This is a genomic window from Thioalkalivibrio sp. ALE17, assembly GCF_000425605.1.
Lineage (GTDB): Bacteria > Pseudomonadota > Gammaproteobacteria > Ectothiorhodospirales > Ectothiorhodospiraceae > Thioalkalivibrio.
Genome location: NZ_AUDT01000012.1, coordinates 1 through 26,508 on the forward strand (window position 1 = coordinate 1; position 26,508 = coordinate 26,508).

At 65.8% G+C, this 26,508-nt stretch carries 13 protein-coding genes; 10 read left to right on the top strand and 3 right to left on the bottom strand.

The window, feature by feature from the left end; genetic code table 11:
- From H609_RS13385 to proB, 3 genes are all read left to right on the top strand, one after another.
- Positions 1 to 125: 50S ribosomal protein L27 (locus H609_RS13385; RefSeq protein ID WP_038036201.1), on the top strand; the 125-nt coding region annotated here is incomplete at its 5' end.
- A 362-nt stretch (positions 126 to 487) separates the two neighbouring features.
- Entirely contained in the window at positions 488 to 1,558 is a 1,071-nt protein-coding gene (gene cgtA, locus H609_RS0108500) for an Obg family GTPase CgtA (RefSeq protein ID WP_018881249.1), read from the top strand.
- Positions 1,559 to 1,569: 11 nt separating this feature from the next.
- On the top strand, positions 1,570 to 2,688 hold the full coding sequence (proB, locus tag H609_RS0108505) for a glutamate 5-kinase (protein WP_038035280.1): 1,119 nt from the start codon (positions 1,570 to 1,572) through the stop codon (positions 2,686 to 2,688).
- Between the two features lie 273 nt (positions 2,689 to 2,961).
- Here the strand turns inward: proB and xseA are convergent, their stop codons facing one another.
- Together xseA and H609_RS0108515 are read right to left on the bottom strand one after the other, a co-directional pair.
- A complete protein-coding gene (xseA, locus tag H609_RS0108510; protein ID WP_028484739.1) occupies positions 2,962 to 4,368 on the bottom strand; it encodes an exodeoxyribonuclease VII large subunit in 1,407 nt (468 codons plus the stop codon).
- 11 nt (positions 4,369 to 4,379) lie between these two features.
- On the bottom strand, positions 4,380 to 5,153 hold the full coding sequence (locus H609_RS0108515) for a DUF4197 domain-containing protein (RefSeq protein ID WP_028484740.1): 774 nt from the start codon (positions 5,151 to 5,153) through the stop codon (positions 4,380 to 4,382).
- A 193-nt stretch (positions 5,154 to 5,346) separates the two neighbouring features.
- On the opposite strand from H609_RS0108515, the gene guaB reads away from it, so the two are divergent.
- A complete protein-coding gene (gene guaB / locus H609_RS0108520) occupies positions 5,347 to 6,807 on the top strand; it encodes an IMP dehydrogenase (RefSeq protein ID WP_018866382.1) in 1,461 nt (486 codons plus the stop codon).
- Positions 6,808 to 6,871: 64 nt separating this feature from the next.
- The gene (gene guaA, locus H609_RS0108525; RefSeq protein WP_028484741.1) at positions 6,872 to 8,449 is read left to right on the top strand and encodes a glutamine-hydrolyzing GMP synthase; all 1,578 of its coding nucleotides are present in this window, start codon (positions 6,872 to 6,874) and stop codon (positions 8,447 to 8,449) included.
- Between the two features lie 331 nt (positions 8,450 to 8,780).
- On the opposite strand, the gene H609_RS0108530 is transcribed toward guaA, so the two are convergent.
- The gene (locus tag H609_RS0108530) at positions 8,781 to 9,752 is read right to left on the bottom strand and encodes a manganese-dependent inorganic pyrophosphatase (RefSeq protein ID WP_155988723.1); all 972 of its coding nucleotides are present in this window, start codon (positions 9,750 to 9,752) and stop codon (positions 8,781 to 8,783) included.
- A gap of 578 nt (positions 9,753 to 10,330) precedes the next feature.
- On the opposite strand from H609_RS0108530, the gene H609_RS0108535 reads away from it, so the two are divergent.
- The 5 genes from H609_RS0108535 to H609_RS0108555 all read left to right on the top strand — a co-directional run bounded on the left by H609_RS0108535 (position 10,331) and on the right by H609_RS0108555 (position 26,490).
- Positions 10,331 to 15,505 carry a PAS domain-containing protein gene (locus H609_RS0108535; protein WP_028484743.1) on the top strand — a complete coding sequence of 1,725 codons (5,175 nt, stop codon included), beginning with the start codon at positions 10,331 to 10,333 and terminating at the stop codon, positions 15,503 to 15,505.
- Positions 15,502 to 18,549 (top strand): PAS domain S-box protein, encoded by a 3,048-nt coding sequence (locus H609_RS0108540; protein ID WP_028484744.1) that lies wholly within the window; start codon positions 15,502 to 15,504, stop codon positions 18,547 to 18,549. Before H609_RS0108535 ends, H609_RS0108540 begins: the two co-directional genes overlap by 4 nt.
- Complete coding sequence (locus tag H609_RS0108545) at positions 18,546 to 19,616, top strand: HD-GYP domain-containing protein (RefSeq protein WP_019583112.1); 1,071 nt, start codon at positions 18,546 to 18,548, stop codon at positions 19,614 to 19,616. Before H609_RS0108540 ends, H609_RS0108545 begins: the two co-directional genes overlap by 4 nt.
- A 71-nt stretch (positions 19,617 to 19,687) precedes the next feature.
- On the top strand, positions 19,688 to 23,413 hold the full coding sequence (locus H609_RS0108550) for a PAS domain S-box protein (RefSeq protein ID WP_081659434.1): 3,726 nt from the start codon (positions 19,688 to 19,690) through the stop codon (positions 23,411 to 23,413).
- A gap of 2 nt (positions 23,414 to 23,415) precedes the next feature.
- Entirely contained in the window at positions 23,416 to 26,490 is a 3,075-nt protein-coding gene (locus H609_RS0108555) for an ABC transporter substrate-binding protein (protein ID WP_255349533.1), read from the top strand.
- Positions 26,491 to 26,508: the final 18 nt, after the last annotated feature.

The window sequence follows — 26,508 nt, forward strand, 5'->3', positions numbered from 1 at the left end:
ATCCCGGCGAGGGCGTGGGTTGCGGCAAGGACCATACGCTGTTCGCCAAGGTCGACGGCCAGGTCGTCTTCAAGGTGGGTGGTCCGCACAACCGTCGTTTCGTGAGCATCCAGCCGCAGCAGTAAGCCGGCCGGCTAGGGAGACGCTGATTGAATCGCACGTCCGCGTTGGTGCCCCCTGTTTTCCGAGACAAGGCGCGTCGTGCAGCGGGTAGTGGTTCTACCCGCAAGCGGCGCAACGCAGGATCGGGGAACAGGGGGCACCAACCCCACAAGCCATTGAAAGCAGGGGCTCGGCCGCTTTCGCGCGGGAACGGCGTTGCGGCTCCCTTGTGCAGAATGACTGCACGGCGGTCACCGCGCCTTGTTCGCACGCAAAAGCGACTCGAGCGCGGACGTGCGATTCAATCAGCGTCTCCCTAGCGAAGCGTTCGCGAAAAGCCCCGTTCGACGGGGCTTTTTTTGTTCTGTACTGCGGGAAGCAAGCAATGAAGTTCATCGATGAGGCCACCATTACGGTGAAGGCCGGTGACGGCGGAAACGGCTGTGTCAGTTTTCGCCGCGAGAAATACATCCCGTTCGGCGGCCCAGATGGCGGTGACGGCGGCGATGGCGGCTCGGTGTGGCTGGTCGGTGACGAGGGTCTGAACACCCTGGCCGATTTCCGCTATCAGCGCCGCTTTGATGCCCAGCGTGGCGAGAACGGCATGGGGCGCCAGCGCACCGGGGCCTCCGGCGAGGACCTGGAGATCCCGGTCCCGGTCGGCACCCAGGTGCGTGATGCCGAGACCGACGAGATCCTCGGCGACGTGACCCACGAGGGCCAGCGGCTGCTGGTCGCGCAGGGGGGCTTCCACGGGCTTGGCAACACGCGCTACAAGTCCTCCACCAACCAGGCGCCGCGCCAGAGCAAGCCGGGCACGCCGGGCGAGCTGCGCAAGCTGTCGCTGGAGCTGATGGTGCTGGCGGATGTCGGGCTGCTGGGGCTGCCGAACGCGGGCAAGTCCACGCTGCTCGCGCGCGCCTCCGCCGCGCGCCCGAAGATCGCCGACTATCCGTTCACTACCCTGATCCCGCAGCTGGGCGTGGTGCGCATCGGTGTGAACCAGAGCTTCGTAATCGCCGACATCCCCGGGCTGATCGAGGGCGCGGCCGAGGGGGCCGGCCTGGGCACGCGGTTCCTCAAGCACCTGGCGCGCACCCGGCTGTTGCTGCACGTGGTGGATGTGGCGCCGCCCGACCCGGAGGCCGACCCGCTGGTGGATCTGCGCACCGCGATCACCGAGCTGGAGCACCACAGCGACCAGCTGGCGTCACTGCCGCGCTGGATCGTGCTGAACAAGAAGGAGTTGCTGGACCCCGAGGATCTGGCGGCCCTGGTCGAGCGGGTGCGCGCCGATCAGGGGTCGGAACGTCCGGTGTTCGCCATCTCCGCCGCGACCGGCGAGGGCGTGGATGCCCTGCTCCAGGCCGTGATGCGCCATGTCGAAGAGACCGCGCAGGCAGCGGCCGAGGCCGGCCGGCGCGACGCGATCGCCAACCCGGAGGACCCCGCGTGACCGCGGGGGACATGCGTGCGCTCCCGGCGATCCGCCGGGTGGTGGTCAAGATCGGGAGTGCCCTGATCACCGCGGATGGGGCCGGGCTCGACCGCCCGGCGCTGGAGTCCTGGGCGCACCAGATCGCGGCGCTGCGCCGCCGTGGCCTGGAGGTGATCCTGGTCTCCAGTGGCGCGGTGGCCGAGGGCATGCGGCGGCTGGGCATGACCGAACGGCCGCACCAGTTGCATCACGTGCAGGCGGCCGCGGCGGTCGGCCAGATGGGGCTAGTGCAGGCCTACGAGCGCGAGTTCGCCAGCCACGACCTGCACGCGGCCCAGGTCCTGCTGACCCATGATGATCTGGCCGATCGCTCGCGCTACCTGAATGCCCGCAGCACCATGCAGGCGCTGCTGGAGATGGGCACGATCCCGGTGGTCAACGAGAACGACACGGTGGCCTACGAGGAGATCCGGCTGGGGGACAACGACACCCTGGCGGCGCTGGTCGCAAACCTGGTGGTGGCCGACCTGCTGCTGATCCTGACCGACCAGGATGGCTTGTTCGATCGCGATCCGCGCAAGCATGCGGACGCCCGCCTGATCGCCGAAGGCCGGGCCTCGGATGCCCAGCTGCACCACTACGTGGCCGCCGATTTCGGGCGCCTGGGGCGCGGCGGCATGGCGACCAAGCTGCTGGCCGCCGAACGCGCGGCGCGCTCCGGTACGCATACCGTGATCGCCTCCGGGCGCGAGGCGCAGGTGATGGGGCGGGTGCTGAAGGGCGAGCCGCTGGGGACCTGGCTGAAGCCGGACCGCGAACCCCTGGCGGCGCGCAAGCGCTGGCTGGCGGATCAGCTGCACTCGCGCGGGCAGTTGCAGCTGGATGCCGGGGCCGCGCGCGTGTTGCGCGAGTCGGGCAGCAGCCTGCTGCCGGTGGGGGTGGTCGGAGTCGAGGGCGATTTCCGCCGCGGCGAGGTGGTGACCTGCCTGGACCCGGACGGGGTCGCGGTGGCGCGCGGGCTCACCAACTACGGGGCCAGCGAGATCCAGCGCATCCGCGGCCAGCGCGCCGACCGCATCGAGGCGGAGCTGGGCTACCTGCTGGAGCCGGAGCTGATCCACCGCGACAATCTCGTCCTGCTATCCTGATTCGCCTGCGAGCGCGTACGCGTTCGTACCCAGCCGCCCTCGGCGGGGCTCCATGCACCCCCTGTGGGAGCGTGCTTGCACGCGAAGCCCCTCCCAGAGTCGGACGCGGGCAGGGGCTTCGCGTGCAAGCACGCTCCCACGGTGTATTGCGTGTGCCGAGCCGATCGCCATCCCGGCTCTGCGCCGCGCTGCGGCCCGGGATGACCCCGCGCCTCACGGGGCCCTGCTACGGGCTCAGGGCCTCCGTGGTTAAAGACCAGGAGGTCGCGCGCTTCAGTCGTCGGTTTGGGTGGCGGTGACGTCGAGGTCCAGGCGGCCGCGCGCCAGGCGTGCGCGCAGGTGCTGGCCGGGGGCGGTCTGGTCCGCGCGGCGCAGGACCTCGCCCTCGGGGGTCTGCAGGATCGCGTAGCCGCGTTCCAGTACCGCCTCCGGGTCCAGGGAGCGGAGCTGGCGCGCGGTGGCATCCAGGTGGCGCTGGCGGGTGGCGAGCGCCTGCCGGGTGGCGCACTCCAGTTGCCGCTGGAGCCGCGCCAGGGCCTCCCGCCGCTGGGTGATGTCGTGGTCGGGGCGCACCCGGGCCAGACGCTGGCGCAGGTGCTCCAGACGCATGCGCGCGGCAGTCAGGCGGTTGCCGGGCGAGGCCCCGGCCAGGCGCAACTGGGCGCGCTGCAGCCGCGATCGGGCGCGTTCCTCGAGGCGTGACCAGGCGCGGTTCAGGCGCTCGCGCTGGTCGTCCAGGCGCTGGGCATTGCGCTCCAGGAGCTGGCTGGGGTGGCGGCGCTCCAGGCGGGTGTGCAGGGCGGTGAGGGTCTGCTGGTGGCGCGCGATGCGCTGGCCTAGCAGGCCGGTGAGGCGTTCGCGGGCCCGCGCCAGCTGGTGGCGCAGGGTGGCGGCATCCGGGCTGACGGCCTCCGCCGCGGCGGTCGGCGTGGAGGCGCGCAGATCGGCGACGAAGTCGGCGATGGTGGTGTCGGTCTCGTGCCCCACGCCGGTGACGATCGGGATGGGGCAGGCGGCGATCGCGCGTGCGACGCTCTCCTCGTTGAAGGCCTGCAGGTCCTCCAGCGAGCCGCCGCCACGGGCGAGGATAATCACGTCGACCCGGCCCTCGGCCGCAGCCTGTTCCAGCGCCGCGACGATCTGGCCGGCGGCCTGCGCGCCCTGGACGGCGGTGGGGTAAAGCGTGACCGGCAGCAGCGGGAAGCGCCGCGCCAGGGTGCGCTCGATGTCGTGGCGCACGTCGCCCTGGGTGGAGGTGATCACGCCCAGGCGGTGGGTCCAGGCGGGCAGCGGCTGCTTGCGCTCGGCGTCGAACAGGCCCTCGGCGGCGAGTTTCTCCTTGAGCCGCTGGAAGGCGGCCAGCAGGCGCCCCTCGCCGGCCGGCTGCAGGGCCTCGACGATGATCTGGAACTGGCCACGGGCGCCGTAGATCCCGGCGCGCCCGCGGATCTGGACCGCGTCGCCGTCGGCAAAACGCGCCGCCTGGCGCGCCTTGCCGCGAAACAGCACGCAGTTCACCGAGGCGTTCTCGTCCTTCAGCGAGAAGTACTGGTGGCCCGAGGCATACTGGCGCAGGTTGGAGACTTCGCCCTCGACGCGCACCACGCCGAGGCCGTCGCGGAGCAGCCCGTCGGCGCACTGGTTGAGTTCGGTGACGGAAAAGACCGGGGTATCGCTCATGCGGCCCTCGCTTACAGGCGGCTGAAGACGCGCTGGAACACGTCGGTGCCGCGCCCGACCGGGTCGACCCGCAGTCGGGCCTCTTCCTCGGCCATGGCATGGAACAGGCCGTCCATCGTGTGTTCCAGTACATGCTCGGCAAGGTCCAGACGCACGTTCGCGAGGAACGGGATGTCGCGCATGCGCGCCTCCAGTTCGCGATAGGTTGTCAGGGCCTCCACGGCGTCCAGGCTGTTCTCCACGGCCGGGCGCATGGCATCGGTCAGGCGCGGGCGCATGTGGGCCTCCAGATGGCGGGTGGCGGCGTCCTCGTCGCCCAGCAGGATGCTCCGTGCATTGTCCAGGTCGAGGGCGAAGATGGCCCGGATGAAGGGCTCCCGTGCCTGCCAGACGGCGTCCTCGGCTGCGCGGTTCATGCGCTCCTCCAGGGTGTCCAGCGGCGCGGCCATACCCAGGCGCCCCAGGGAGCGCCGGGTGGTCGCGAGTACCTCGGGCAGGGGGATGCGCACGTCGGGATTGCCGTAGAAGCCGTTGCGCCGGCTGAGGGTCTCGGAGGCCGCGTGGGTCGCGATGACCAGTGCTTCGTGGACGGCCTCGATCAGCTCCGAGGTGGACAGCCCGGAGAACTCTGGCGGCCGTGTGATCAGCGCGCGGAACATGTCCTGGCCGAAGCGCCACCAGTCGGCTTGGGCGCTGGACGCGGTGGCCAGGCCGAGGCCGGGGGCCAGCAGCAGGGCCAGCGCGGAGCGGCGGGTGATGCGGGCCGGGGGCGCGCGTTCGGGCATGGGTTCTCGCCTGGCGGAGGGTCCGGAGTGAACCGGCATCCTATCAGGGTGCTCCGGCAGCGTCTGCGATCCGCCCTTCGCAGGCCTGTGTGCGCTTGTCGCGGGAGAGTGCGAATTCTATACTGAAGGGCTATTTATCTACCCCCGGGATTTCCTCCCCCTGCGTCCCGGCGGGTCTGTCCTGGAGTGGTGCATGCGGATACTCGGTGAAGCCCTTACCTTTGATGACGTGCTGCTGATCCCGGGACATTCGGATGTCGTTCCGCGCGATGTCGACTTGAGTACCCGGATCACCCGCGAGATCACGCTGTCCGCCCCGGTGGTGTCGGCGGCAATGGATACGGTCACCGAGGCCAGCCTGGCGATCGCGATGGCTCAGGAGGGCGGGCTCGGTATCGTCCACAAGAACATGTCGGTGGAGGCCCAGGCGGCCGAGGTCCGGCAGGTCAAGAAATACGAAAGCGGCGTGATCAGCGAGCCGATCACCATCGGCCCGGGCGCCACCATCGGCCAGGTGGTGGAGCTCACCGAGGCCAATCACATCTCCGGCGTGCCGGTGGTGGATGGCAACGATCTGGTCGGCATCGTGACCTCCCGTGACCTGCGCTTCGAGACGCGGATGGAGGCGCCGGTCACCGAGATCATGACCCCGCGCGACCGACTGGTGACCGTGCCCGAGGGGGCCGACCGCGAGATGGTGCTGGAACTGCTACACAAGCATCGCATCGAGAAGGTGCTGGTGGTCAACGACGACTTCCAGCTGCGCGGGATGATCACCGTCAAGGACATCCAGAAGTCCACCGAGCATCCCAATGCCTCCAAGGACGAGCGCGGCCGCCTGCGCGTGGGCGCGGCGGTCGGCGTGGGCGATGGCACGGACGAGCGCGTGGCCGCGCTGGTCGAGGCCGGGGTGGATGTGCTGGTGGTGGATACCGCGCACGGCCATTCCCAGGGCGTGCTCGACCGCGTTGCCTGGGTGAAGAAGCACTACCCGGACGTGCAGGTGGTCGGCGGCAACATCGCCACCGCCGCCGCCGCGAAGGACCTGGTCGCGGCCGGGGCGGATGGCGTGAAGGTGGGGATCGGGCCGGGCTCGATCTGCACCACCCGCATTGTGGCCGGCGTGGGCGTGCCGCAGATCACCGCGATCTCGGATGTGGCCGAGGCGCTCCAGGGCACCGGCGTGCCGCTGATCGCCGACGGCGGCGTCCGTTTCTCCGGGGACCTGGCCAAGGCGATCGCCGCGGGCGCGGACTGCGTGATGCTGGGTTCGATGTTCGCCGGGACCGAGGAGGCCCCGGGCGAGGTCGAGCTCTACCAGGGCCGCTCCTACAAGATCTATCGCGGCATGGGCTCGCTGGGCGCGATGCAGCAGGGCTCCTCGGATCGCTATTTCCAGGACCCGAACGCATCGGCCGACAAGTTCGTGCCCGAGGGCATCGAGGGTCGCGTGCCGTACAAGGGCTCGATCGTCGCGATCATCTACCAGCTGATGGGTGGGCTGCGCTCGTCCATGGGGTATGTCGGCGCGCACAACATCGAAGAGATGCGGACCAAGCCGCACTTCGTCCGCGTGACCGCCGCCGGCATGCGCGAGAGCCACGTGCACGACGTGGCGATCACCAAGGAAGCCCCGAACTACCGAATGGACTGACCGGCCCGTCACGGCCCGGTCCCGATACCCCACCGGCCGTCCGGCCGGTATAGCGGATGACCTCATGACCCAGGATCTTCACGCCCACCGCATTCTGGTGCTGGACTTCGGCTCCCAGTACACTCAGCTGATCGCCCGCCGCGTGCGCGAGGCCGGGGTCTACTCCGAGGTGCACGCCTGGGACATGCCGGCGGCGGACATCCGCGCGTTCAATCCCACCGGGATCATCCTGTCCGGCGGCCCGGAGTCGGTGAATATCGATCAGCCGCCGCGCGCCGAGGACACCGTGTTCGAGCTGGGCGTGCCGGTGCTGGGGATCTGCTACGGCATGCAGACCATGGCCGCGCAATTGGGCGGCCGGGTCGAGCCCTCCGAGCGCCGGGAGTTCGGCTACGCCCAGGTGCGCGCCCGCGGTCATACCCCGCTTTTGCGCGACATCGAGGATCACACCACACCGGAGGGCTACGGCCTGCTGGACGTGTGGATGTCGCATGGCGACCACGTGACCGAACTGCCGGAGGGCTTTCGCCTGATGGCCTCCACCGACTCCGCGCCGATCGCCGGCATGGCCGACCCGGAGCGCGGCTTCTACGGCGTGCAGTTCCATCCCGAGGTCACGCACACCACCCAGGGCCAGCGCATCATCGAACGCTTCCTGCACGAGATCTGCGGCTGCGAGGCGCTGTGGACCGCCGACAACATCATCGACGACATGGCCGCGCGGGTGCGCGAACAGGTTGGGGATAACCACGTGGTGCTGGGCCTGTCCGGCGGGGTGGACTCCTCGGTGGTCGGTGCGCTGCTGCACAAGGCGATCGGCGACCAGCTGACCTGCGTGTTCGTGGACACCGGACTGCTGCGCGAGGGCGAGGGCGACCACGTGATGGCGACCTTCGCCCGCCACATGGGCGTGAACGTGATCCGCGTGGATGCCGAGGACCGCTTCATGCGGGCGCTCGCCGGGGTCGAGGATCCGGAGGCCAAGCGCAAGGTCATCGGCGGGCTGTTCATCGACGTGTTCGACGAGGAGGCCGCAAAGCTGAACAACGTGCAGTGGCTGGCCCAGGGCACGATCTACCCGGACGTGATCGAGTCGGCCGACTCCAAGACCGGCAAGGCGCATGTGATCAAGTCGCACCACAACGTGGGCGGGCTGCCGGAGAACATGAAGCTGGGTCTGGTGGAGCCGCTGCGCGAGCTGTTCAAGGACGAGGTGCGCAAGATCGGCGTGGAGCTGGGCCTGCCCACCGAGATGGTCTATCGCCACCCGTTCCCGGGGCCGGGGCTGGGCGTGCGCATCCTGGGCGAGGTGAAGAAGGAATACGCCGAGCTGCTGCGCCGGGCGGATGCGATCTTCATCGAGGAACTGCGCAAGGCCGATCTGTACGACAAGACCTCGCAGGCATTTGCGGTGTTCCTGCCGGTTAAGTCGGTCGGGGTGATGGGCGACGGCCGGCGCTACGACTACGTGGTCGCGCTGCGTGCGGTGGAGACCATCGACTTCATGACCGCCCGTTGGGCGCACCTGCCCTACGACTTCCTCGATCACGTCTCGCGCCGGATCATCAACGAGATCCCCGGTATCTCGCGCGTGACCTACGACATCTCCGGCAAGCCCCCGGCCACCATCGAGTGGGAATAACGGGCCTGACCCGGCCATCGCGTCCCGGCCGGATCTACCGTGGTGGCGCCTCTAACCGGTGGCCGGGCGCTGGTCGATCTCAGACAAGGAGGTTCCGGCTTCGGAGTTGATCCTCGGACGCCTGCATCGACAACAGCCGCCGCCCATCTGACCGCTTGAACGAACAGGTGCCCTGCGTGGTGTCCTTGTGCTACCTGGGAAACCTTTGACGCTCCGCTCCTGTGTCCTGCCCCTGACCCGCGATGTTGCGGCTGACTTCAATGGTGATGCAGGTGCTGTTTCTGCCTGTTGGCACTGTTGGAGTTTGGCTGCGCCGGGAAGCACTGAGGCTTCAGTGGCGCTGAGCGGGTTGCGCATTCGGGTTCGCGGTCGCATCCGGCGTGCTGAATGCCCGTTCCAGCAACGGGATGACCTGCTTCTTGCGCGACATGCAGCCGGGGAAGTGCAGGGCGCCATCCCGCAGCGGACCCACACCGCGTTCGAAGAGATCCAGACGCTCCCCCTCGACCCATAGCTCGCTTGCGCCGGCCGTGATATCGGTGACCATCAGGATGATCTGCAGGAGTCCGGAGCTCTCGCGCAATGCGCGCATCTGTTCCCGGATCTCGTGGCTGCGGGGCGCCAGGATGCCGGGGTCCAGGACCTCGATCTGGCCGACGCCGACGCGGCCCGCCGCGAACTCGAACTCCTTGTGGTCTTCCCGGATCAGGTCGGCCGCCGGGCGCGCGGCCACCGACTCGGAGCGCAGGCGAATCATCGCCTCCCCGAAGGCCGCATCGACGCCGGCCAATGGCTCCAGACGCGCGACCATGTGCCGGTCCTTGTCGCTGGTAGTGGGCGAGCGGAGGTTGACGGTATCCGACCAGATCGCCGCGAGCAGCATCCCCGCCATGGAACGCGACGGCTCAAGGCCGTGCAGGAAGTACTGTTCGCCAATCAGGGTGGCCGTCGCCCCGACCGGTTCGCAATGAAACACGATCGGGGTGGGCGGCCGCAGATCCCCGAGGCGGTGGTGTTCCCAGATCTCGTGAATCGTGGCGTGTTCGATGTTCGGCACCGCCTGGGCCCGTTCGTTGTGGTCGACCAGGATCAGTTCCTGTCCGGTCGCATCTGCCAGCTGCTCCGGTACGGGAACGTCAAAGGACTGCAGGACGAAGCGCGTCTCGGCATTGAGTTCGCCGGCCCGCGCCGGGCGCACGTTGGCATGGCCGAGGCGCTGCTTGAGCTCTGCATAGGCGATCGCCGAACACACGCTGTCCGTATCCGGGTTGCGATGTCCTATCACATGGACTGTCGATGCCACGTTACCTCCCGACATCCGAGCGGGTTGCACCAGGGAAACAATGATTAATGTACACGCTCGCGTTGGCACCCCCGGTTTTCCGAGACAAGGCGCGCCGTGCAGCGCCGTAGTCATTCTACGGTCAAGCGGCGCAACGCCGGATCGGGGAACCTGGGGTGCCAACCCCGCAAGCGATTGAATGCAGGGGCTCGGCCGCCTGCTGTTATCAAAAACGGGCGCGCTCACGGTGTTGCGGTTCCCTTGTGCAGAATGACTGCACGGCAGTCACCGCGCATTAAACGCAAGCAAAAGCGACTCGAGCGCGAGCGTGTACATTCATCAGTGTTTCCCTACGCCGCTGTTGCCCACCTGTACCAGAACCCGGTCTTCTTGCCCAGCGGGACGGCGGCCCGGGGCTGGTCGGGGCGGCATGGGCACCCGCGGGCAATATCCATTAATATTTTAAGGGGTTGACTGGAGGCCAGAATATTCTGGGATAGTTTTCTTGAGGGCTGGACGTGTGTCGGCCGCCGCGACGGCCCGAGCACCGATGCTGTTACGCACCGGAAATTGTTGCTGCTCCGGGGGTTCCTGTCCGCATGTCCGTGATCGATGATTCCCTGCGTGAACTACAGCGTCAGTTTGTGGCCGGCTTGCCCGAGAGGCTGGATGTTCTGCACGAGCGTTACCGTGGGCTATGCCCCGGTGCCTGGCAGGTGGACGCAGCGGCGGAACTGCACCGTCATATCCACAGCCTGATTGGCAGTGCCGGCACCTTCGGCATGCAGTCGGTATCGGCTGCGGCACGGCAACTTGAAATTCGCCTCAAGGCCATCGTGGATTCCGGGGCGGCCCCGGAGGAGGACGCCTGGGCCGCCATCGGCGCGGAGCTGGAGCGTCTCCAACAACTGGCGCACAGCCCGCTCCATAGCGAAGCGCCCACCCTGACGTCGCCCCAGGCCACACCGCGCCTCGACCGTCCACCGCTGATCGATATCGTCGAGGACGATACCGAGCAGGCTGAACACCTGGCCCGGATCCTGAGGGACGCAGAGTACCGTGTGCGGATATTTTCCGCGCCGGATGAGTTCCGCGGCGCGGATGATGCGCCCGATGCCGTTGTCCTGGACATGGTCTTTCCCGAGGGTGATACCGCAGGCGCCGAACTCCTGGCCGAACTCAAGGCGGGCAGCAAGGGCAGCCCGCCGGTGGTGGTGACTTCGGTACGCGACGACATCGAGGCGCGTCTCGCCGCCCTTCGAGGCGGTGCCCGTCGCTACTTGTTGAAGCCGATAAACCCGCAGGCGCTTGTCGAACTGCTGGATGTCCTTACGGGCCGCATGCCGTCGAATCCCTTCCGGGTGTTACTGGTGGATGACGACCCCCTGTTGCTGGAGGCCCAGTCCGTCGTGCTGCGCGGTGCCGGCATGGCGGTGCAGGCGCTAAGCCGGCCGCTCGAGGCCCTGGAAGCACTGGACGCCTTCTGCCCCGATGTTGTGGTGCTGGACGTCCACATGTCCGAGCTTCGCGGGCCCGAACTCGCGGCGCTGGTGCGAGAGCGCGATGAGTATCTGGCCCTGCCCATCCTGTTCCTGTCTGCCGAGACCGACAAAAGCCTGCAACTGGAAGCGCTCAGCCAGGGGGGTGACGATTTCCTGGTCAAGCCGGTGGAGGCCGATCACCTGATTGCTGCGGTCAGCGCCCGGGCGCGCCGCTCGCGCCAGCATGCCGCGATGCAGCAGCGCCTGCAGGACACGCTGTACGAACGGGAACGCGAGCACCTCGCGCTGGATCAGCACGCCATCGTCAGTATGGCCGACGTCGCGGGCAACATCATCTATGCCAACGACAAGTTCTGCGAGATCAGTGGCTACCAGCGCGCAGAACTGATCGGCCAGAACCACCGCATGCTCAAGTCGCAGGAGCACTCACGGGCGTTCTACGAGGCGATGTGGGAGACGATCTCCTCGGGACAGGTCTGGTATGGCGAGATCTGCAACCGGGCGAAGGACGGTTCGCTGTACTGGGTGCAGTCCACCATTACGCCGTTTCTGGACGAGCACGGACTGCCCTACCAGTACGTCTCGATCCGCACCGACATCACGGGTATCAAGGCGGCCGAGGCCGCGCAGCGCGCGCAGAACGCCATGCGCAAGGTGGTGGGTCAGGCTGCGGCCGACTTGCTCGCGGCCGGTGCCGACTCGCTGGATGCGGCTATTGATCGGACCTTGCGTCGGATCGGTATGCACCTGGGGGCCGACTGCGCCTACCTGTTCCAGTTCTCGGAAGATGGTACGCGCATGGGCAGCAGCCACGAATGGTGCGCGCCCGGGGTGGATCGCAAGCAGGAGGATCTGCAGGATATTCCGCTGACGGCGGTTCCCTGGTGGCGGGCCCATCTCCTGGGCGACCAGCCGGTAATGGTTTCCGACGTGGCCGCACTTCCGCTCGAGGCGGCGGCGGAGAAGGCCTTGTTCGAATCCATGGGTATCCGGTCCTTTTCGGACTTTCCGATCCGGCGCGGCGGGAAGAGCCTGGGGGCCATCTGCTTCCATCATCGAGTCGGCACCCCTTTGGCATCGACGAATCTGGATCTGCTGGGTTTGCTGGCCGGTCTGGTCGGCAGTGCGCTGCTTCGTGCTGCGGTCGACCGGGAGATCCGGGAACAGCAGCGTTTTACCCAGGACGTGCTGGACTCGGTTTCCGCGCACATCGCGGTGCTCGATCGCGACGGCGTGATCGTGGCGGTCAACGAACCCTGGCGACGCTACGGGGCGGAGAACGCCCCCGAACCGGCTGACGCGGATCGGGGTGACGATGTTGGTACCAACTACCTCGAGATCTGTCGGCACGCCGAGGACACCATAGAGCCAACGGCCAGTGACGCGGCCAGAGGGATCGAGGCAGTCATCGCAGGACGCTCACCTCGTTTCCGGCTCGAGTATCCCTGCCATTCGCCTACCCGGGCTCAGTGGTACGAGATGACGGTGCTGCCGTTGACACACGAAGGACGTGGTGTCGTGGTGAGTCACGCCAACATCACCGAGCGCAAGCTTGCCGAGCAGGCGGCGGAGACCGCCAAGGAGCGCCTGCGCCGGGGGCAGATGTTCGCCAATATCGGTACCTGGGAATGGAACATCGTCACGGGCGAGCTGTACTGGTCGGAGCGCATCCCGCCGTTGTTCGGGTACCTCGAAGGCGAACTGGAAACCTCCTACGACAACTTTCTTGCCGCTATCCACCCGGAAGACCGCGACGCGGTGATTGCCGCGGTAAACGCCTGTGTGGCGGACGATGTGCCCTACGACATCGAGCATCGTGTGGTGTGGCCAGATGGCACCGTGCGCTGGCTCATGGAGCGCGGTGCTGCAGTGCGTGATGCCGATGGAAGGGCCTTGCGCATGATCGGGGTGGTCCAGGACATCGATGACCGCAAGAACGCCGAACTGGCGCTGGCCGAGCGGGAGCGGCAACTCGTGGAGGCACAGGCCCTGGCATCGCTCGGAAACTGGCGGGCCGATCTGGTCAGCGGTGAGCTGTTCTGGTCCGACGAGATCTACCGCATCTTTGGCCATGAGCCCGGCAGTATCACCCCGAGTGTCGACGTGTTTTATGCAGCCGTTCATCCGGATGACCTCCAGCGGGTTCGCGACGATGTGCTGGAAGCCGAAAGGACCGGCCGCCACGATGTCGTGCACCGCATCGTTCGGCCCGACGGCAGCATTCGCCACGTCAACGAACTCGCGCAGGCGGAAACGGACGCCGATGGCAACCTGATTCGCCTGACGGGTACCGTGCAGGACGTGACCGAGCAGGTCGAGGCCGAACAGCGCATACGCGAGAGCGAAGAGCGTTTCGTCTTTGCGGTGGAAGGGGCCGGCGATGGCGTCTGGGACTGGGATATCAAAAGCGGTCGCATGACGTTCTCCGGCCAATATGAACCCATGCTGGGTTACCGGCCTGGTGAACTGGAGCCGAGTGTCGAGTCCTGGAAGGGCTCGGTGCATCCCGAAGACCTGGGGGGGGTACAGCAACAGCTGGCTGACTATCTCGCGGGAGACAGTGACCGATATAACGTGGAGTTGCGGCTGCGCTGCAAGAACGGCAGTTACAAATGGGTGCTGTGCCGGGGCACAGTGGTGGAACGCGATGTCCGGGGTGATCCGGTACGCATGATCGGCATCCACAGCGACATTGATGCGCGCAAGGCCGCTGAAGAGACCCTGCAGATCTTCCGGCATGTGGTCAATTCCGTGCTGGATGGCGTGCTGGTGATCGACGCGGCGGGCGTGATCCAGCTGGCCAGCCCCGCGGTTCGGGCCATCTTTGGATACGACCAGCAGGACCTGGTCGGCAATAATGTATCCATGCTGATGCCGGACCCGGTGCGTTCGGAACACGACGGCTACCTGCAGCGGTATCGGGCCAGCGGTGAAGCGCGCGTCATCAATCGACTCGTCGAGGTGACCGGGCAGAAGGCCGATGGGGCCGAATTCCCGCTGGAGGTCTCGGTCAGCGAAATTGCGATTGCCGGGCAGCAGTACTTTGTCGGGTTGCTCCGTGACATCAGCGAGCGCAAGCAGGCCGAAGAGGCCCTGGTCGCCGCGCGCGAGGAAGCCGATCGCGCCAATCAGGCCAAGTCCGAGTTCCTCTCGAGCATGAGCCACGAGCTGCGGACGCCGATGAATGCGATCCTCGGGTTCGGCCAGTTGCTGGAATACGACGACAGCCTTGGCGAGGAACCACAGGAGAATGTCAGCGAGATCCTGCGGGCTGGCAAGCATCTGCTGGAACTGATCAACGAAATCCTGGATCTGGCCAAGATCGAATCCGGCAGAATCGATATGTCGCTGGAGCCAGTGGAAGTCGATCCGGTCGTTCAGGAATGTCTCTCGCTTGTGGGTACGGCGGCCGACCAGCGCCATATCCACCTTCACCACGAGGGGACCGAGGGTGTCGTGGTACGGGCGGACCTGACCCGATTGAAACAGGCACTTCTTAACCTGGTCTCCAATGCGGTCAAGTACAACCGCGACGGCGGTCACGTGAAGGTCGACACGCACCGTGAAGGCTCCGACCGGCTCCGGATCCGGGTTGCCGACACCGGCAAGGGCATCCCGGAAGACAAGCTGGAAGATCTGTTCGATCCCTTCAACCGTCTGGATGCCGAGAATAGCGGGATCGAGGGCACTGGCATCGGCCTGACGCTCACCCGGCGTATGGTGGAACTGATGCGTGGCACGGTAGGGGTGGAGAGCGAGCCGGAAGTGGGCAGTACTTTCTGGATCGAGCTGCCGCTGGCGGGGGCGGGGGCGGAGGGGAGCCCGCTCCGCGGCGCGGAGCCTGCGTTGCCCCGGGGGGCGTCTCCCGAGGACTGCGGGCTCTCCGATGAGCAGAGCCGGACCGTGCTGTACATCGAGGATAACCCCGCGAACCTGAGGCTGGTGGAGCAGCTGGTTGGGCAGTTGCCGGAGGTCCGCCTGCTCACCGCCCATACCCCGTGGCTGGGTATGGATCTGGTTCGGGAGCATCGACCGGATCTGATCCTGCTGGACATCAACCTGCCGGGCATGGATGGCTACCAGGTACTGGAGGTGCTCCAGGCCGAGGCCGAGCTGGAGCGAACCCCGGTGGTGGCGGTCACCGCCAATGCCATGCCGCGCGACATCGAACGTGGCATGGCGGCGGGTTTTGCGGATTATCTGACCAAGCCGCTCAATGTCGGGCAGTTTCTGGACACGGTGCAGCGCCACCTCGCGAAACGTACGACATGACGCCTGGGTGGGGCGAGACCTCTCTGGGGCTGATCTTCCAGGTCTACGCGCTGGCGTTCTTTGTTCTGGGTATTGCCGCGCTGCACGGCATGCGCCGGGAGCGCGGCACCGGTCTGGTGGCCCATCTTGGGTGGCTGGCCGCCTTCGGTATGCTGCACGGGTTGCAGGGGTTCATTGACGGCGAGCGCCTGCGGGATCCTGCCCCCTGGCTCGCGGTGCTGAGTGCCGTTCTGATGGTCAGCTCGTTTGCCGCGCTGCTGGAGTTCGGTCGGCGCCTGTGGAACGAGCGGCCCGGGGGGCACCGACTGGCCGCGCTGCCCCTGTTTGCCGTGACCGGTCTGGGTGTCGGCGCTGCCATGTGGGTGGCCCCCGCTGCCGCTGCCGGGCTGGAACTGGGCACACGCTACCTGCTTGGGGCACCGGCGGCGGCCCTGACCGGCATCGGGCTGCTCTCCCTGGCGGGGGCCACGACCCGTGCGCAGGATACCCTCGCGCGCATCCGCTGGTTGCGCATCGCAGCCCTCGCCATGCTGGGCTATGCCGTCCTGACACTGTTGCCGTCCCCGGCTTCCGGGCGGCTGCTGGCAGAATGGCTGCCCACGACGGCGGATTTCCTGGCCGCCACCGGATGGCCGGTGCAACTGGTGCATGCAGCGCTTGCGGTGCTGCTGGCGGCGGGTTTTGTGATCCTCAATCGGCAAGGCGATGCCCTTGCCGCCACCACCCTGCGCCGGGTGACGGACAATCTCGACGGGTTCGTGTACCGCTGCCGCAATGATCGCGACTGGACCGTGACCTTCATGTCCGAGGGTGGGGAGACCCTGACCGGATACCCGGCGGCCGACTTCCAGCGCGGCGCACGCCACTTTGCCGACCAGATTCATCCCGATGATCAGGAGCACGTGTGGAACGAGGTCCAGGCCGCACTGGCGCAGCGTGGCGAGTACCGTTTGCAATACCGCATGTTCGATCGCGCAGGTCGCGTTCGCTGGTGTTACGAGGAGGGCCGTGGTCATTTCGATGCCCGCGGCGAACTGCTGTACCTGGAAGGCCTTGTCCGCAATGATGACGAACGTCATCGGGCCGAGGAGGCTCGCCGCCGCATGCAGGCGCTGGTGGAAGGGGCACCGCAGGCGGTGGGCTGGGCAGACCCCGATGGAACCGTGCTGTATTTCAACAGGGCTTTCCGGAATCTGCTGGCGATGCCGGAGGATGCGGACCCCTCCGATGGTTACCGCGTTCAGTCGTTCTACGATGACGAGGTCTTTGCGTTTCTTGAATCCACGGTTCTGCCGACGGTCGCGACCAGCGGCCAATGGACCGGCGAACTCGCGCTAAAAGCCCTGGATGGGCGTTACATTTCGACCCTCAACAGTGTGTTCGCCCTTCCCGGTGAGGCGGGAGCGTCGGCAGCCATCGCGAACGTGATCACCGACCTTACCGAGCTCAAGCGTGCCGAGGCCGCCCTGGCCGAGAGTGAATCGCGGTACCGCCAGTTGTTCGAGCTTTCCACCGACGGGATCGTGTACGCCAATGCCGAGTCCACAAACCTCGTGAGTGCCAATTCGAGCTTTGCCGACATGCTGGGGTATGCGCAGGCAGAGATCGCCCGGTTGTCGGTGCGGGACCTTCATCCACCAGATGCTCTGTCCTGGGTGCTGGAGCAGTTCAACGAGCTGGCCAGTCGGCATCAAACAGTGGCCCGGGATATCCCCGTTTTGCGTCGCGATGGTTCGGTGTTTTACGCCGATATATCGGCCAGCTGGGTCACCGTGTCAGGCCGCTCGCTCATGGTCGGTATTTTTCGAGATGTGAGTCAGCGTCGGATCGAAGCGCAGCGCATTCAGGATCTGAACGAGACGCTGGAGGCGCGGGTGCGCGAACGCACGGCCGAACTCGAGCGCGCCAACGCCGCGAAGAACGAATTCCTGTCGCGCATGAGCCACGAGCTGCGCACGCCCCTCAATGCCATCCTCGGCTTTACGCAGGTGCTGCAGCTTCCGGGGGGCGCGCCTCTGAGTACGCAGCAGGCCGATAATGTCCGCGAGATCCATCATGCCGGGGAGCACCTGCTGGGTCTGGTCAACGAGGTGCTGGACCTGGCCCGTATCGAGGCCGGGCAGCTGGAGATCGCCCCCGAACCGGTGGCTCTGGTTCCGGTCCTTGAGCATGCCGTAGCCCAGATCGAGATGCGCGCCAGGGAACGTAACATCCCGTTGACGCTGCAGACGAATGAGCCCAGCACGGTGCTGGCCGACCCTCTGCGCCTGCGTCAGGTGCTTCTCAATCTGCTGTCCAATGCCGTCAAGTACAATCGCGATGGGGGTCAGATCGACGTCGGGTGTGAACCGGCGACGCCCGGGCAGGTGCGGGTGAGTGTGCGCGACACCGGCCATGGCCTGAGCACCGAACAGCAGGCACGCCTGTTCCGGCCCTTCGAGCGTCTGGAGTCGGCCTATGAAGGCATCGAGGGCACCGGCATTGGTCTGGCCCTGGCGAAACAACTGGTCGAGGGTATGCAGGGCAGCATCGGCGTGGACAGCGTGCCCGGCGAGGGCAGCACCTTCTGGTTCGAACTGCCGCTCAGCGATGACAGCGCAGACATGGATCACGACACGCCTGTGTCGACGAGCATTGCCGAGCCTGCAACCCAGGGAAAATTGCATACTATCCTGTATGTCGAAGACAACCCGGCCAACCTGCGTCTGGTGCAGAAGATCCTGGACAAACGCGCCGATATCGAGCTGCTTTCCGCGGAAAACGCCGAGGACGGCTTGCTGCTGGCCGGGCGGGAGCGCCCGGACCTGATCCTGCTGGATCTCAACCTGCCGGGCATGGACGGCTTCGAGGCCCTGCAGCGCCTGCGGGCCGACCCGGGCACCCTTGCCATCCCGGTGATCGCCGTCAGTGCCAACGCCATGAAGCGCGATATCGAACGTGGCATGGCCGCGGGGTTTCAGGATTACCTCGTCAAACCGATCAACGTGCGGGATTTGTATACCGCCATCGACACGCACCTTGCCTCATCCAAGAGAACATCATGAGCAACGAACAGCACGCGCTCGCCCGAATCCTTTTAGTCGACGACGAGCCCGCCAATCTCAAATTGCTGGACAAGATGCTGCGCAGCCAGGGGTACGAGGCCCTGGTGCTGATCGACGATCCGCGCGAGGTTCTGACCCATTACCAGACGGCGCGCCCGGACCTGATCCTGCTGGATATCAACATGCCGCACCTGGACGGCTACCAGGTGATGGAACAGCTCAAGGCGCTGGATGATCCTCTGCTGCCCCCCATTGTCATCCTCACCGCGCAGCACGCTCAGGACTTTCTGCTGCGGGCGTTGAGCGCGGGCGCGCGCGACTACATTACCAAGCCCTTTGATCGCAGCGAACTATTGATGCGGGTGCACAATCTGCTCGACGCACAGCTGGCGCACCGGCTGGTCCATGACCAGAAAGATGCGCTGGACCGGCTGGTGGCGCAGCGCACCCACGAGCTGTATTCCACCCGGCTGCAGGTGGTGCAGCGGCTGGGCCGGGCGGCGGAATATCGCGACGAGGAGACCGGCTACCATATCCTGCGCATGAGCCATACCTGTGCCCTGCTGGCACGCGAGATCGGGTGGGACGAGGCCCAGTGCGACCTCATCCTGAACGCGAGCCCGATGCACGACATCGGCAAGATCGGCATTCCCGATGCGGTCCTGCTCAAACCGGGCAAATTCGAGCCGCACGAGTGGGAGATCATGAAGACCCACGCCAGCATCGGTGCCAATCTGCTGGACGGCGATGACAGCGATCTCCTGCGCATGGCTCGGGAGATTGCCCTGACCCATCACGAAAAATGGGATGGTAGCGGCTACCCCAATGGCCTGGCCGGCGAGGCTATCCCCATGGCCGGACGCATCGCGGCCCTGGCCGACGTGTTCGATGCCCTGACTTCGGTGCGGCCTTACAAAAAAGCATGGACGGTGGAGGCGGCGGTGGAGCTGCTTCGCGAGAACCGTGGCCGGCACTTCGACCCGACGCTGGTGGACGTGTTTCTGGATGTGCTGCCCGAAGTCGAGGAGATTCGTCAGCGTTTCGCAGACCCGGAGCCCCATGGCTGATGGCCTTTTCAACGCCTCCCTGCCCCGGCAACGAAAAAGACCGGCTGCGAGCGCTGCGGGCTCGAGGGCTGTTGGATACCGCGGCTGAGGAGCGGTTCGACCGACTCACGCGTCTGGCGCGGCGGATGTTCGGGGTGTCCATCGCGCTGGTTTCGCTGGTGGACGAGGACCGGCAGTGGTTCAAGTCGCGGCAGGGTCTCGAGGTGGCGGAGACCGGGCGTGATGTCTCCTTTTGCGGGCATACGATTCTCGGGGGCGATATCTTCGAGATTCCCGATGCGCGCGCGGACGCCCGGTTTGCCGACAACCCACTGGTGACCGGGGAGCCGCACATCCGGTTCTACGCCGGCGCGCCACTATCCGCCTCCGACGGTTACCGGATCGGAACACTTTGCCTGATTGACAGCCAGCCGCGGCAGTTGAGCGAGGACGAGCGACGCTCCCTGCGTGACCTCGCCGATGCGGTCCAGGCGGAAATCGATTCCACCGAGCAACGAGCGCTTGGCAATGCGCTGACCGATCTGCGGCAACTTGGCGAGGTGATTACCCGTGCGCAGTCGGCGTTTATTCGCGATGCCGATCAGGACCGTGGGCAGGTCTTCGACGGACTGCTTGCGGATACCCTCGAGCTGACCCTCAGCGAATACGGCTTTATCGGAGAGGTGTTGCACACGCCTGAAGGTTCGCCTTACCTCAAGACCAGTGCCATCACCAATATCGCCTGGGATGACGCGACCCGCGCCTTCTACGCGGCCAACGCACCCCAGGGGCTGGAGTTTCACAACCTGGAGACCCTGTTCGGCGCGGCCCTGACCGGCGCGGGGCCGGTGATTGCCAACGACCCCGCGGGAGACCCGCGCAGCGGGGGCTTGCCCGAAGGACATCCGCCGCTCAAGGCCTTTCTGGGGATACCCATCGAGCACGGGGGCGAGCGGATCGCCGTGCTGGGGATCGCCAACCGTCCGGGTGGCTACGACCCGGGCATGGTGGAGTTTCTGCAGCCGCTGCTCGCCACGCTGGGGCAATTGGTGGATGCGGCTCGCACCCGTCGTCGTTACCGGGCGGGCCAGTTGGAGCGGGCGCGGCTGTCCCGAGTGGCGAGCGAGACGACCAATGGCGTGATCATTACCGACGCCGACGGCCGGGTCGAGTGGATCAACGACGGCTTTACCCGCTTGAGTGGCTATACCCTGGACGCAATGCTTGGCCGCCAGCCGGGTGAACTGTTGCAGGGTGCCGGGACCGATCCGGAGACGGTAGCCCGGATCGGTGAGGCACTGGCGCGGGGCGAACCATTCGTTGAAGAGCTGTTGAACTACCGGATCGACGGCCACCCGTACTGGGTGCGTATCCAGTGCACTCCGTTGCGCGACGAGCAGGGGATGTTGCAGGGGTTCATCGCGATCGAGTCCGATGTGACCCGGGAACGCGAGGATGCCGAGCGGATCCGCGAGAGCGAGCAACAGTTCCGCTCGCTGGTCGACAATATCCCCGGAATCACCTATCGCTGCCTGCCGGATGCGGACTGGACCATGCTCTACATGAGCGACCAGGTGGATCCGTTGTCGGGCTACCCTGCCAGCGACTTCATCGACAATTCCGTGCGCAGTTACGCCAGCGTGATCCACGAGGATGACCAGGCACGAGTCCAGGATGCGGTGGAACAGGCCTTGAGCGCCGGCAACGACTGGTCCGTTGAATACCGTATTTGGCATCGTGACGGCAGTATCCGCTGGGCCCAGGAACGGGGCTCCGCCATTCGTGATCCGGATGGCCGAGTACGCTACCTCGACGGCTTCATCCTCGATGCGACCCGGGAACGGGAACATCGTGAACAGCATCAGCGCCAGCTGGACGCGTTCGCGGCGCTCAACGAGATTGCATCCCTGGTGGCGCTGGACCTCGATGACCAGCTCGAGCGCGCGCTACAAATGGGGGCCGACTTTCTGGGGCTGGAACTGGGCATCGTCAGCCGGATCCGCGGCGACGACTATACGGTGCGGGCGTTCGTCGCGCCGGCTGGCGCCCCCCTCGAGCGTGGTCAGCGCTTTGCGCTCGGGCGTACCTACTGTGCGCTGACCCTTGCGCACAACGACCTGCTGACGATCGAGCACATGGCCGCGTCCGAGCACCAGGGCCACCCGTGTTACGCGGACTTCGGCCTGGAAGCCTACATCGGTGTCGTGCTGGAGGTTGAGGGACAGCGCTTTGGCACCCTGAACTTTTCGTCGGCGCACCCCAGACCGGCCGCGTTCAGCGAGGGTGAACGCATGTTCGTGCGTCTGTTGGGGCGCTGGGTGGCCGCGAGCCTGGAGCGGGAACAGTCGCACGAGCAGTTGAAGAAGCTGACCTCACTGGTCCCGGGTATGGTGTATCAGTATCGGCAGTGGCCGGACGGCCGCGTGGCCTTCCCGTACAGCAGCCCCGGCATCCGGGACATCTACGGCATCAGCGCAGAGGCGGCACGCGAGGATGCCAGCGCGGTGTTCCGCAGTCTGCACCCGAAGGACCGGGATCGGGTGGCGCAGTCCATCGAACGGTCGCGGCGGGAACTTAGCAACTGGCATTGCGAGTATCGCACCCTGCGGGATGATGGTCGCGTGGGGTGGGTGCAGGGTCACGCCTCGCCCGAGCCCCTCGACGACGGCAGTACGCTGTGGCACGGATATATTCGGGATATCACGGATGAAAAGGAGGCCGAGCTGGCCGTCGCGGACAGCGAGGCCCGCCTGCGGGGGCTGTTCGAGCTCTCACCGGTGGGGATCGCGCTGAACGATTACGAGACCGGGGCGTTTGTGGATCTCAACGCGGCCCTGTTGCGCCCGACCGGTTATACCCGCGAGGAGTTCGTTGCACTCAGCTACTGGGATGTCACGCCCCGGGAGTACGCAGCGCAGGAAGCGCAGCAACTGGAGAGCATGGAACAGACGGGCCGTTACGGCCCCTACGAGAAGGAATACATCCGCAAGGACGGCACCCGGTATCCCGTACTGCTCAACGGAATGGTCGTGCACGACAAGTCCGGTCGCAAACTGATCTGGTCGATCATCGAGGATATCTCCGAGCGCAAGCGCATCGAGCGCATGAAAAACGAGTTCATCTCCACGGTCAGCCACGAGCTGCGCACGCCGCTCACGTCCATCTCCGGGGCCCTGGGGCTGTTGACGGGCGGGGCTGCAGGGGCGTTGCCGGAGCGGATGCAGGAGATGCTGGAGATTGCCCACAAGAACAGCCAGCGCCTGGGGCTGCTGATCAACGATCTGCTGGACATGGAAAAGCTGGTGGCCGGCAAGATGCGCTTCGAGATGCGAGAGCAGCCGCTGTTTCCGTTGCTGGAGCAGGCTGTGCGCAGCAACCAGAGCTATGCCGACCAGTACGAGGTGCACCTGGTGCTGGATGCGGAGGACGACGGGGTTCGGGTCGAGGTGGATGCCGACCGCCTGCAACAGGTGCTGGCCAATTTGCTCTCCAACGCAGCCAAGTTCTCGCCGGAGGGTGAGGAGGTGCGGGTGGCGGTGGAGCATGGCGAGGCGCAGGTGCGCGTCTCGGTGATCGATCACGGCCCCGGGATCCCGGAGGCGTTCCGCGAACGCATCTTCCAGAAGTTTTCCCAGGCCGATGCCTCCGACACCCGCCAGAAGGGCGGTAGCGGCCTGGGGCTGGCGATCACCCGGGAGCTAGTGGAGCGCATGGGCGGTGAGGTCGGGTTCGACTCCGTGCCGGACGCGGGGGCGACCTTCTGGTTCGACCTGCCACTGACCGGACAGGGCCGGGGCAAGCATGGGGGTGCCCAGTGAATGTGGGGAGCGTAAGGCTCGGCCTGATGCCGCCACTGACCGGCCTGGTCAGCATATACGGAACGGAAATCCTCCGCGCCGCCGAGATCGCCTGTGCCGAGATCAACGAACAGGGCGGTGTGCTGGGCCGGCCACTGGAGCTTGTGGTCGAGGATGACGGCAGTTTGCCGGAGAGCGCGGTCGCCGCAGCGGAAAAACTGGTCAAGCAGCATGGCTGCGCCGCCATCATTGGCAACCTGCTGTCCAACTCCCGTATCGCCGTTGCCTATCGCGTGGCCGAACCGAACCGGGTTCCGCAGCTCAATTTTTCCTTCCACGAAGGCAGTATCGATAGCCGCTATTTCTTCCACTTCGCCGCCCTGCCCAATCAGCAGATCGACCGCATGATCCCCTACATGCGGGAGCAGTACGGCCCGCGGTTTTTCTTTGCTGGCAACAACTACGAATGGCCCCGCGGCTCCATTGCAGCCGCCAAGGACGCGTTGGCGAAGTGCGGCGGTGAGTCGTTGGGTGAGGAATACCGCGACCTCGGCGTGGCCGTAGAGGAGATTGATCGCCTGCTCGATGTTGTTGCGGCGGCAGCCCCCGACGTCTTTGTGCCCTACTTTGCCGGAGCCGACCAGATCAACCTGCTTACGCGCTTTTCCGAGCGTGGACTCAAGTCAGGTATTGCTGTGGTTATGGGGCACTACGACGAGATGATGGCGAGCAAGCTGCCGCCAGAGGTGCGTGAAGGCCTGTACTCCAGCAACACCTATTTCATGAGCGTTGACAGCGATGCCAATCGTGATTTTATGGAGCGGCTTGCACAGATGCCCGATGTCAATGGCATCTGGCCGCATGGCAATGGCACCGTCACCAACTTCAGCGAGGGCGCCTATGTCTGTGTGAAGGCATTTGCCACGGCAGCCAATGCCGCCGGCAGCACCGATTCCGAGGCGCTGGTCGATGCACTCAAGACCGTCCGCGTGACGGCTCCGCAGGGCAGTGTGGTGATGGACCCGGAGACCCAGCATGCCGCGGTCAACTGCTATCTGACCCGATGCAACCGCGAGGGTGTCTTCGACATCATCCAGGCATTCGAACTACAGCCACCGGTGATTCCCGAGCGTTACCGTCACCAGAAAATCAGCAGTCACGCCACCCTGGAGGACGATATTCGTCTGCAGGCGCGAATGCTGGAGCAGATGCAGGGTGGGGTGTTGCTCATCGATTCGGGCAGCCAGGCCGTCATCTACGCCAATGCCGGCGCTGAGAAGATGTTCGGATACGAGCGTGGCGGACTGGTCAACACTCCGTGGCAGCAGCTCGGCCCGCCTGGTCGCGAATCTGGCGCCAGTCGGCTGGAGGATGTCGCCACCAGCATCCTGCAACATGGCGCCTGGGAAGGGGAACTGCGACAGCGGCACCAGAACGGCACCGAACTCGACTGTATGGTTTCTTTCAGCACCTTCACTCACCCGGTACAGGGAGAGGTGTGGCTTGCCGTCTACACCGACATAACCGACCGCAAGCAGGCTGAACGCAAATTGCGCGAGAGCGAGCAGCGCTTCCGGGATGCCACCCAGCAGTTGACGCTGGCCACCGAGGCGGCGCAGCTGGGTGTATGGGATTTGAACCTGACTAGTGGGCGGCTTGACTGGGATTCCGGGATGTTCCGTCTTTACGGCGTGTTACCCCGCGATTTTGGTCACCATGCCGATGACTGGAGGCGCGCCTTGCTGCCCGAAGACGTGGAGCACGCAGAAGCCAGCCTCGAAACGATCCTTGAACGTCCCGGGACACCCCGCGAGTTCACGTTCCGAATTCTCCGGGGCGATGGGGCGACACGTCATATTCGCGCTATGGCACAGGCGATAACCGATGCGGCAGGTGTGGTCGTGCGGGCGATTGGCGTGAACGAAGACGTAACCGAGCGTATAGAGGCGGAGCGAGCCCTGGCGGAGCAGGCGCTTCGCACGCAGACGATCATCGATAACATCGTAGACGGGATCATCACGATCGATCGCGATGGGTTGATCCAGTCGTTCAATCCGGGTGCAAGTCGCATCTTCGGGTATATGCCCCGTGAGGTTGCCGGTCGCAATGTAAGCGTGTTGATGACCGGGCCTGATCGTGAGAGCCATGACGTATACCTGCGTAATTATCAGGCCACTGGCAACCGGCGGGTGATTGGCACCAGCAGGGAACTGCAGGGGCGCCGCAAGGATGGAACCGTGTTCCCGATGGAACTCGCCGTATCGGAGGTCACGCAACACGGCGAGCCCCTCTATGTGGGGGTTGTGCGTGACATCACCGAACGCAAGCGGGTGGAGCGCATGAAGAACGAATTCGTCTCCACGGTCAGCCACGAACTGCGGACACCACTGACGTCGATCTCGGGCGCCCTCGGGATGATTGCCAGCGGCGCGCTCGGCGAACTGCCCGGCAAGGTCGGCGAAATGGTCACGATTGCCCAGCGCAACAGCCAGCGGCTAACGCTGTTGATCAACGATCTGCTCGATATGGAGAAGATCGCGGCGGGCAAGCTGCACTTTGATATGCGTGCGGAGCGGCTCGAGCCGCTGCTCGAACAGGCGCTCGAGAGTTATCGGGGTTATGCCGAACAACACCAGGTCCAGCTGGTGCTCGATAGTGGCGCGCCCGGGGTTGCGGTTCGGGTCGATGACCAGCGCCTGTTGCAGGTGCTCGCCAATCTTCTGTCGAACGCGGTGAAGTTCTCGCCCCCGGGCGGCAGCGTGCGGGTGTCGGTGCAGTCAGTGAGCGATCCGACCGCAGGCGTCCGGGTCAGTGTGGCGGATGATGGGCCGGGTGTTCCGGACAACTTCCGCGAGCAGATCTTCGGGAAATTCGCACAGGCGGATGGCTCCGACAGCCGAACGAAGGGCGGGACCGGGCTCGGCCTCGCGATTAGCCGGGAACTGGTAGAACATATGGGCGGGCGTATAGGCTTTGACTCCGTGGAGGGCGAGGGAGCGACATTCTGGTTCGAGTTGCCGCTTGCCCGCGATGCGAATGGTTATCCATCCAGTTCAGAACCAGGGTCCGGCTACGGCCCGCACGTCACGGACCCGTAGCGGTTCACCCCAGGGGAG

Excerpts from the sequence above, each read along its gene's own strand:
- guaA (WP_028484741.1), top strand. The coding sequence starts at position 6,872 with ATGACCCAGGATCTTCACGCCCACCGCATTCTGGTGCTGGACTTCGGC.
- H609_RS0108515 (WP_028484740.1), bottom strand. The coding sequence starts at position 5,153 with ATGCCCGAACGCGCGCCCCCGGCCCGCATCACCCGCCGCTCCGCGCTG.
- cgtA (WP_018881249.1), top strand. The coding sequence starts at position 488 with ATGAAGTTCATCGATGAGGCCACCATTACGGTGAAGGCCGGTGACGGC.
- H609_RS0108535 (WP_028484743.1), top strand. The coding sequence starts at position 10,331 with ATGTCCGTGATCGATGATTCCCTGCGTGAACTACAGCGTCAGTTTGTG.
- xseA (WP_028484739.1), bottom strand. The coding sequence starts at position 4,368 with ATGAGCGATACCCCGGTCTTTTCCGTCACCGAACTCAACCAGTGCGCC.
- proB (WP_038035280.1), top strand. The coding sequence starts at position 1,570 with ATGCGTGCGCTCCCGGCGATCCGCCGGGTGGTGGTCAAGATCGGGAGT.
- H609_RS0108540 (WP_028484744.1), top strand. The coding sequence starts at position 15,502 with ATGACGCCTGGGTGGGGCGAGACCTCTCTGGGGCTGATCTTCCAGGTC.
- guaB (WP_018866382.1), top strand. The coding sequence starts at position 5,347 with ATGCGGATACTCGGTGAAGCCCTTACCTTTGATGACGTGCTGCTGATC.
- H609_RS0108545 (WP_019583112.1), top strand. The coding sequence starts at position 18,546 with ATGAGCAACGAACAGCACGCGCTCGCCCGAATCCTTTTAGTCGACGAC.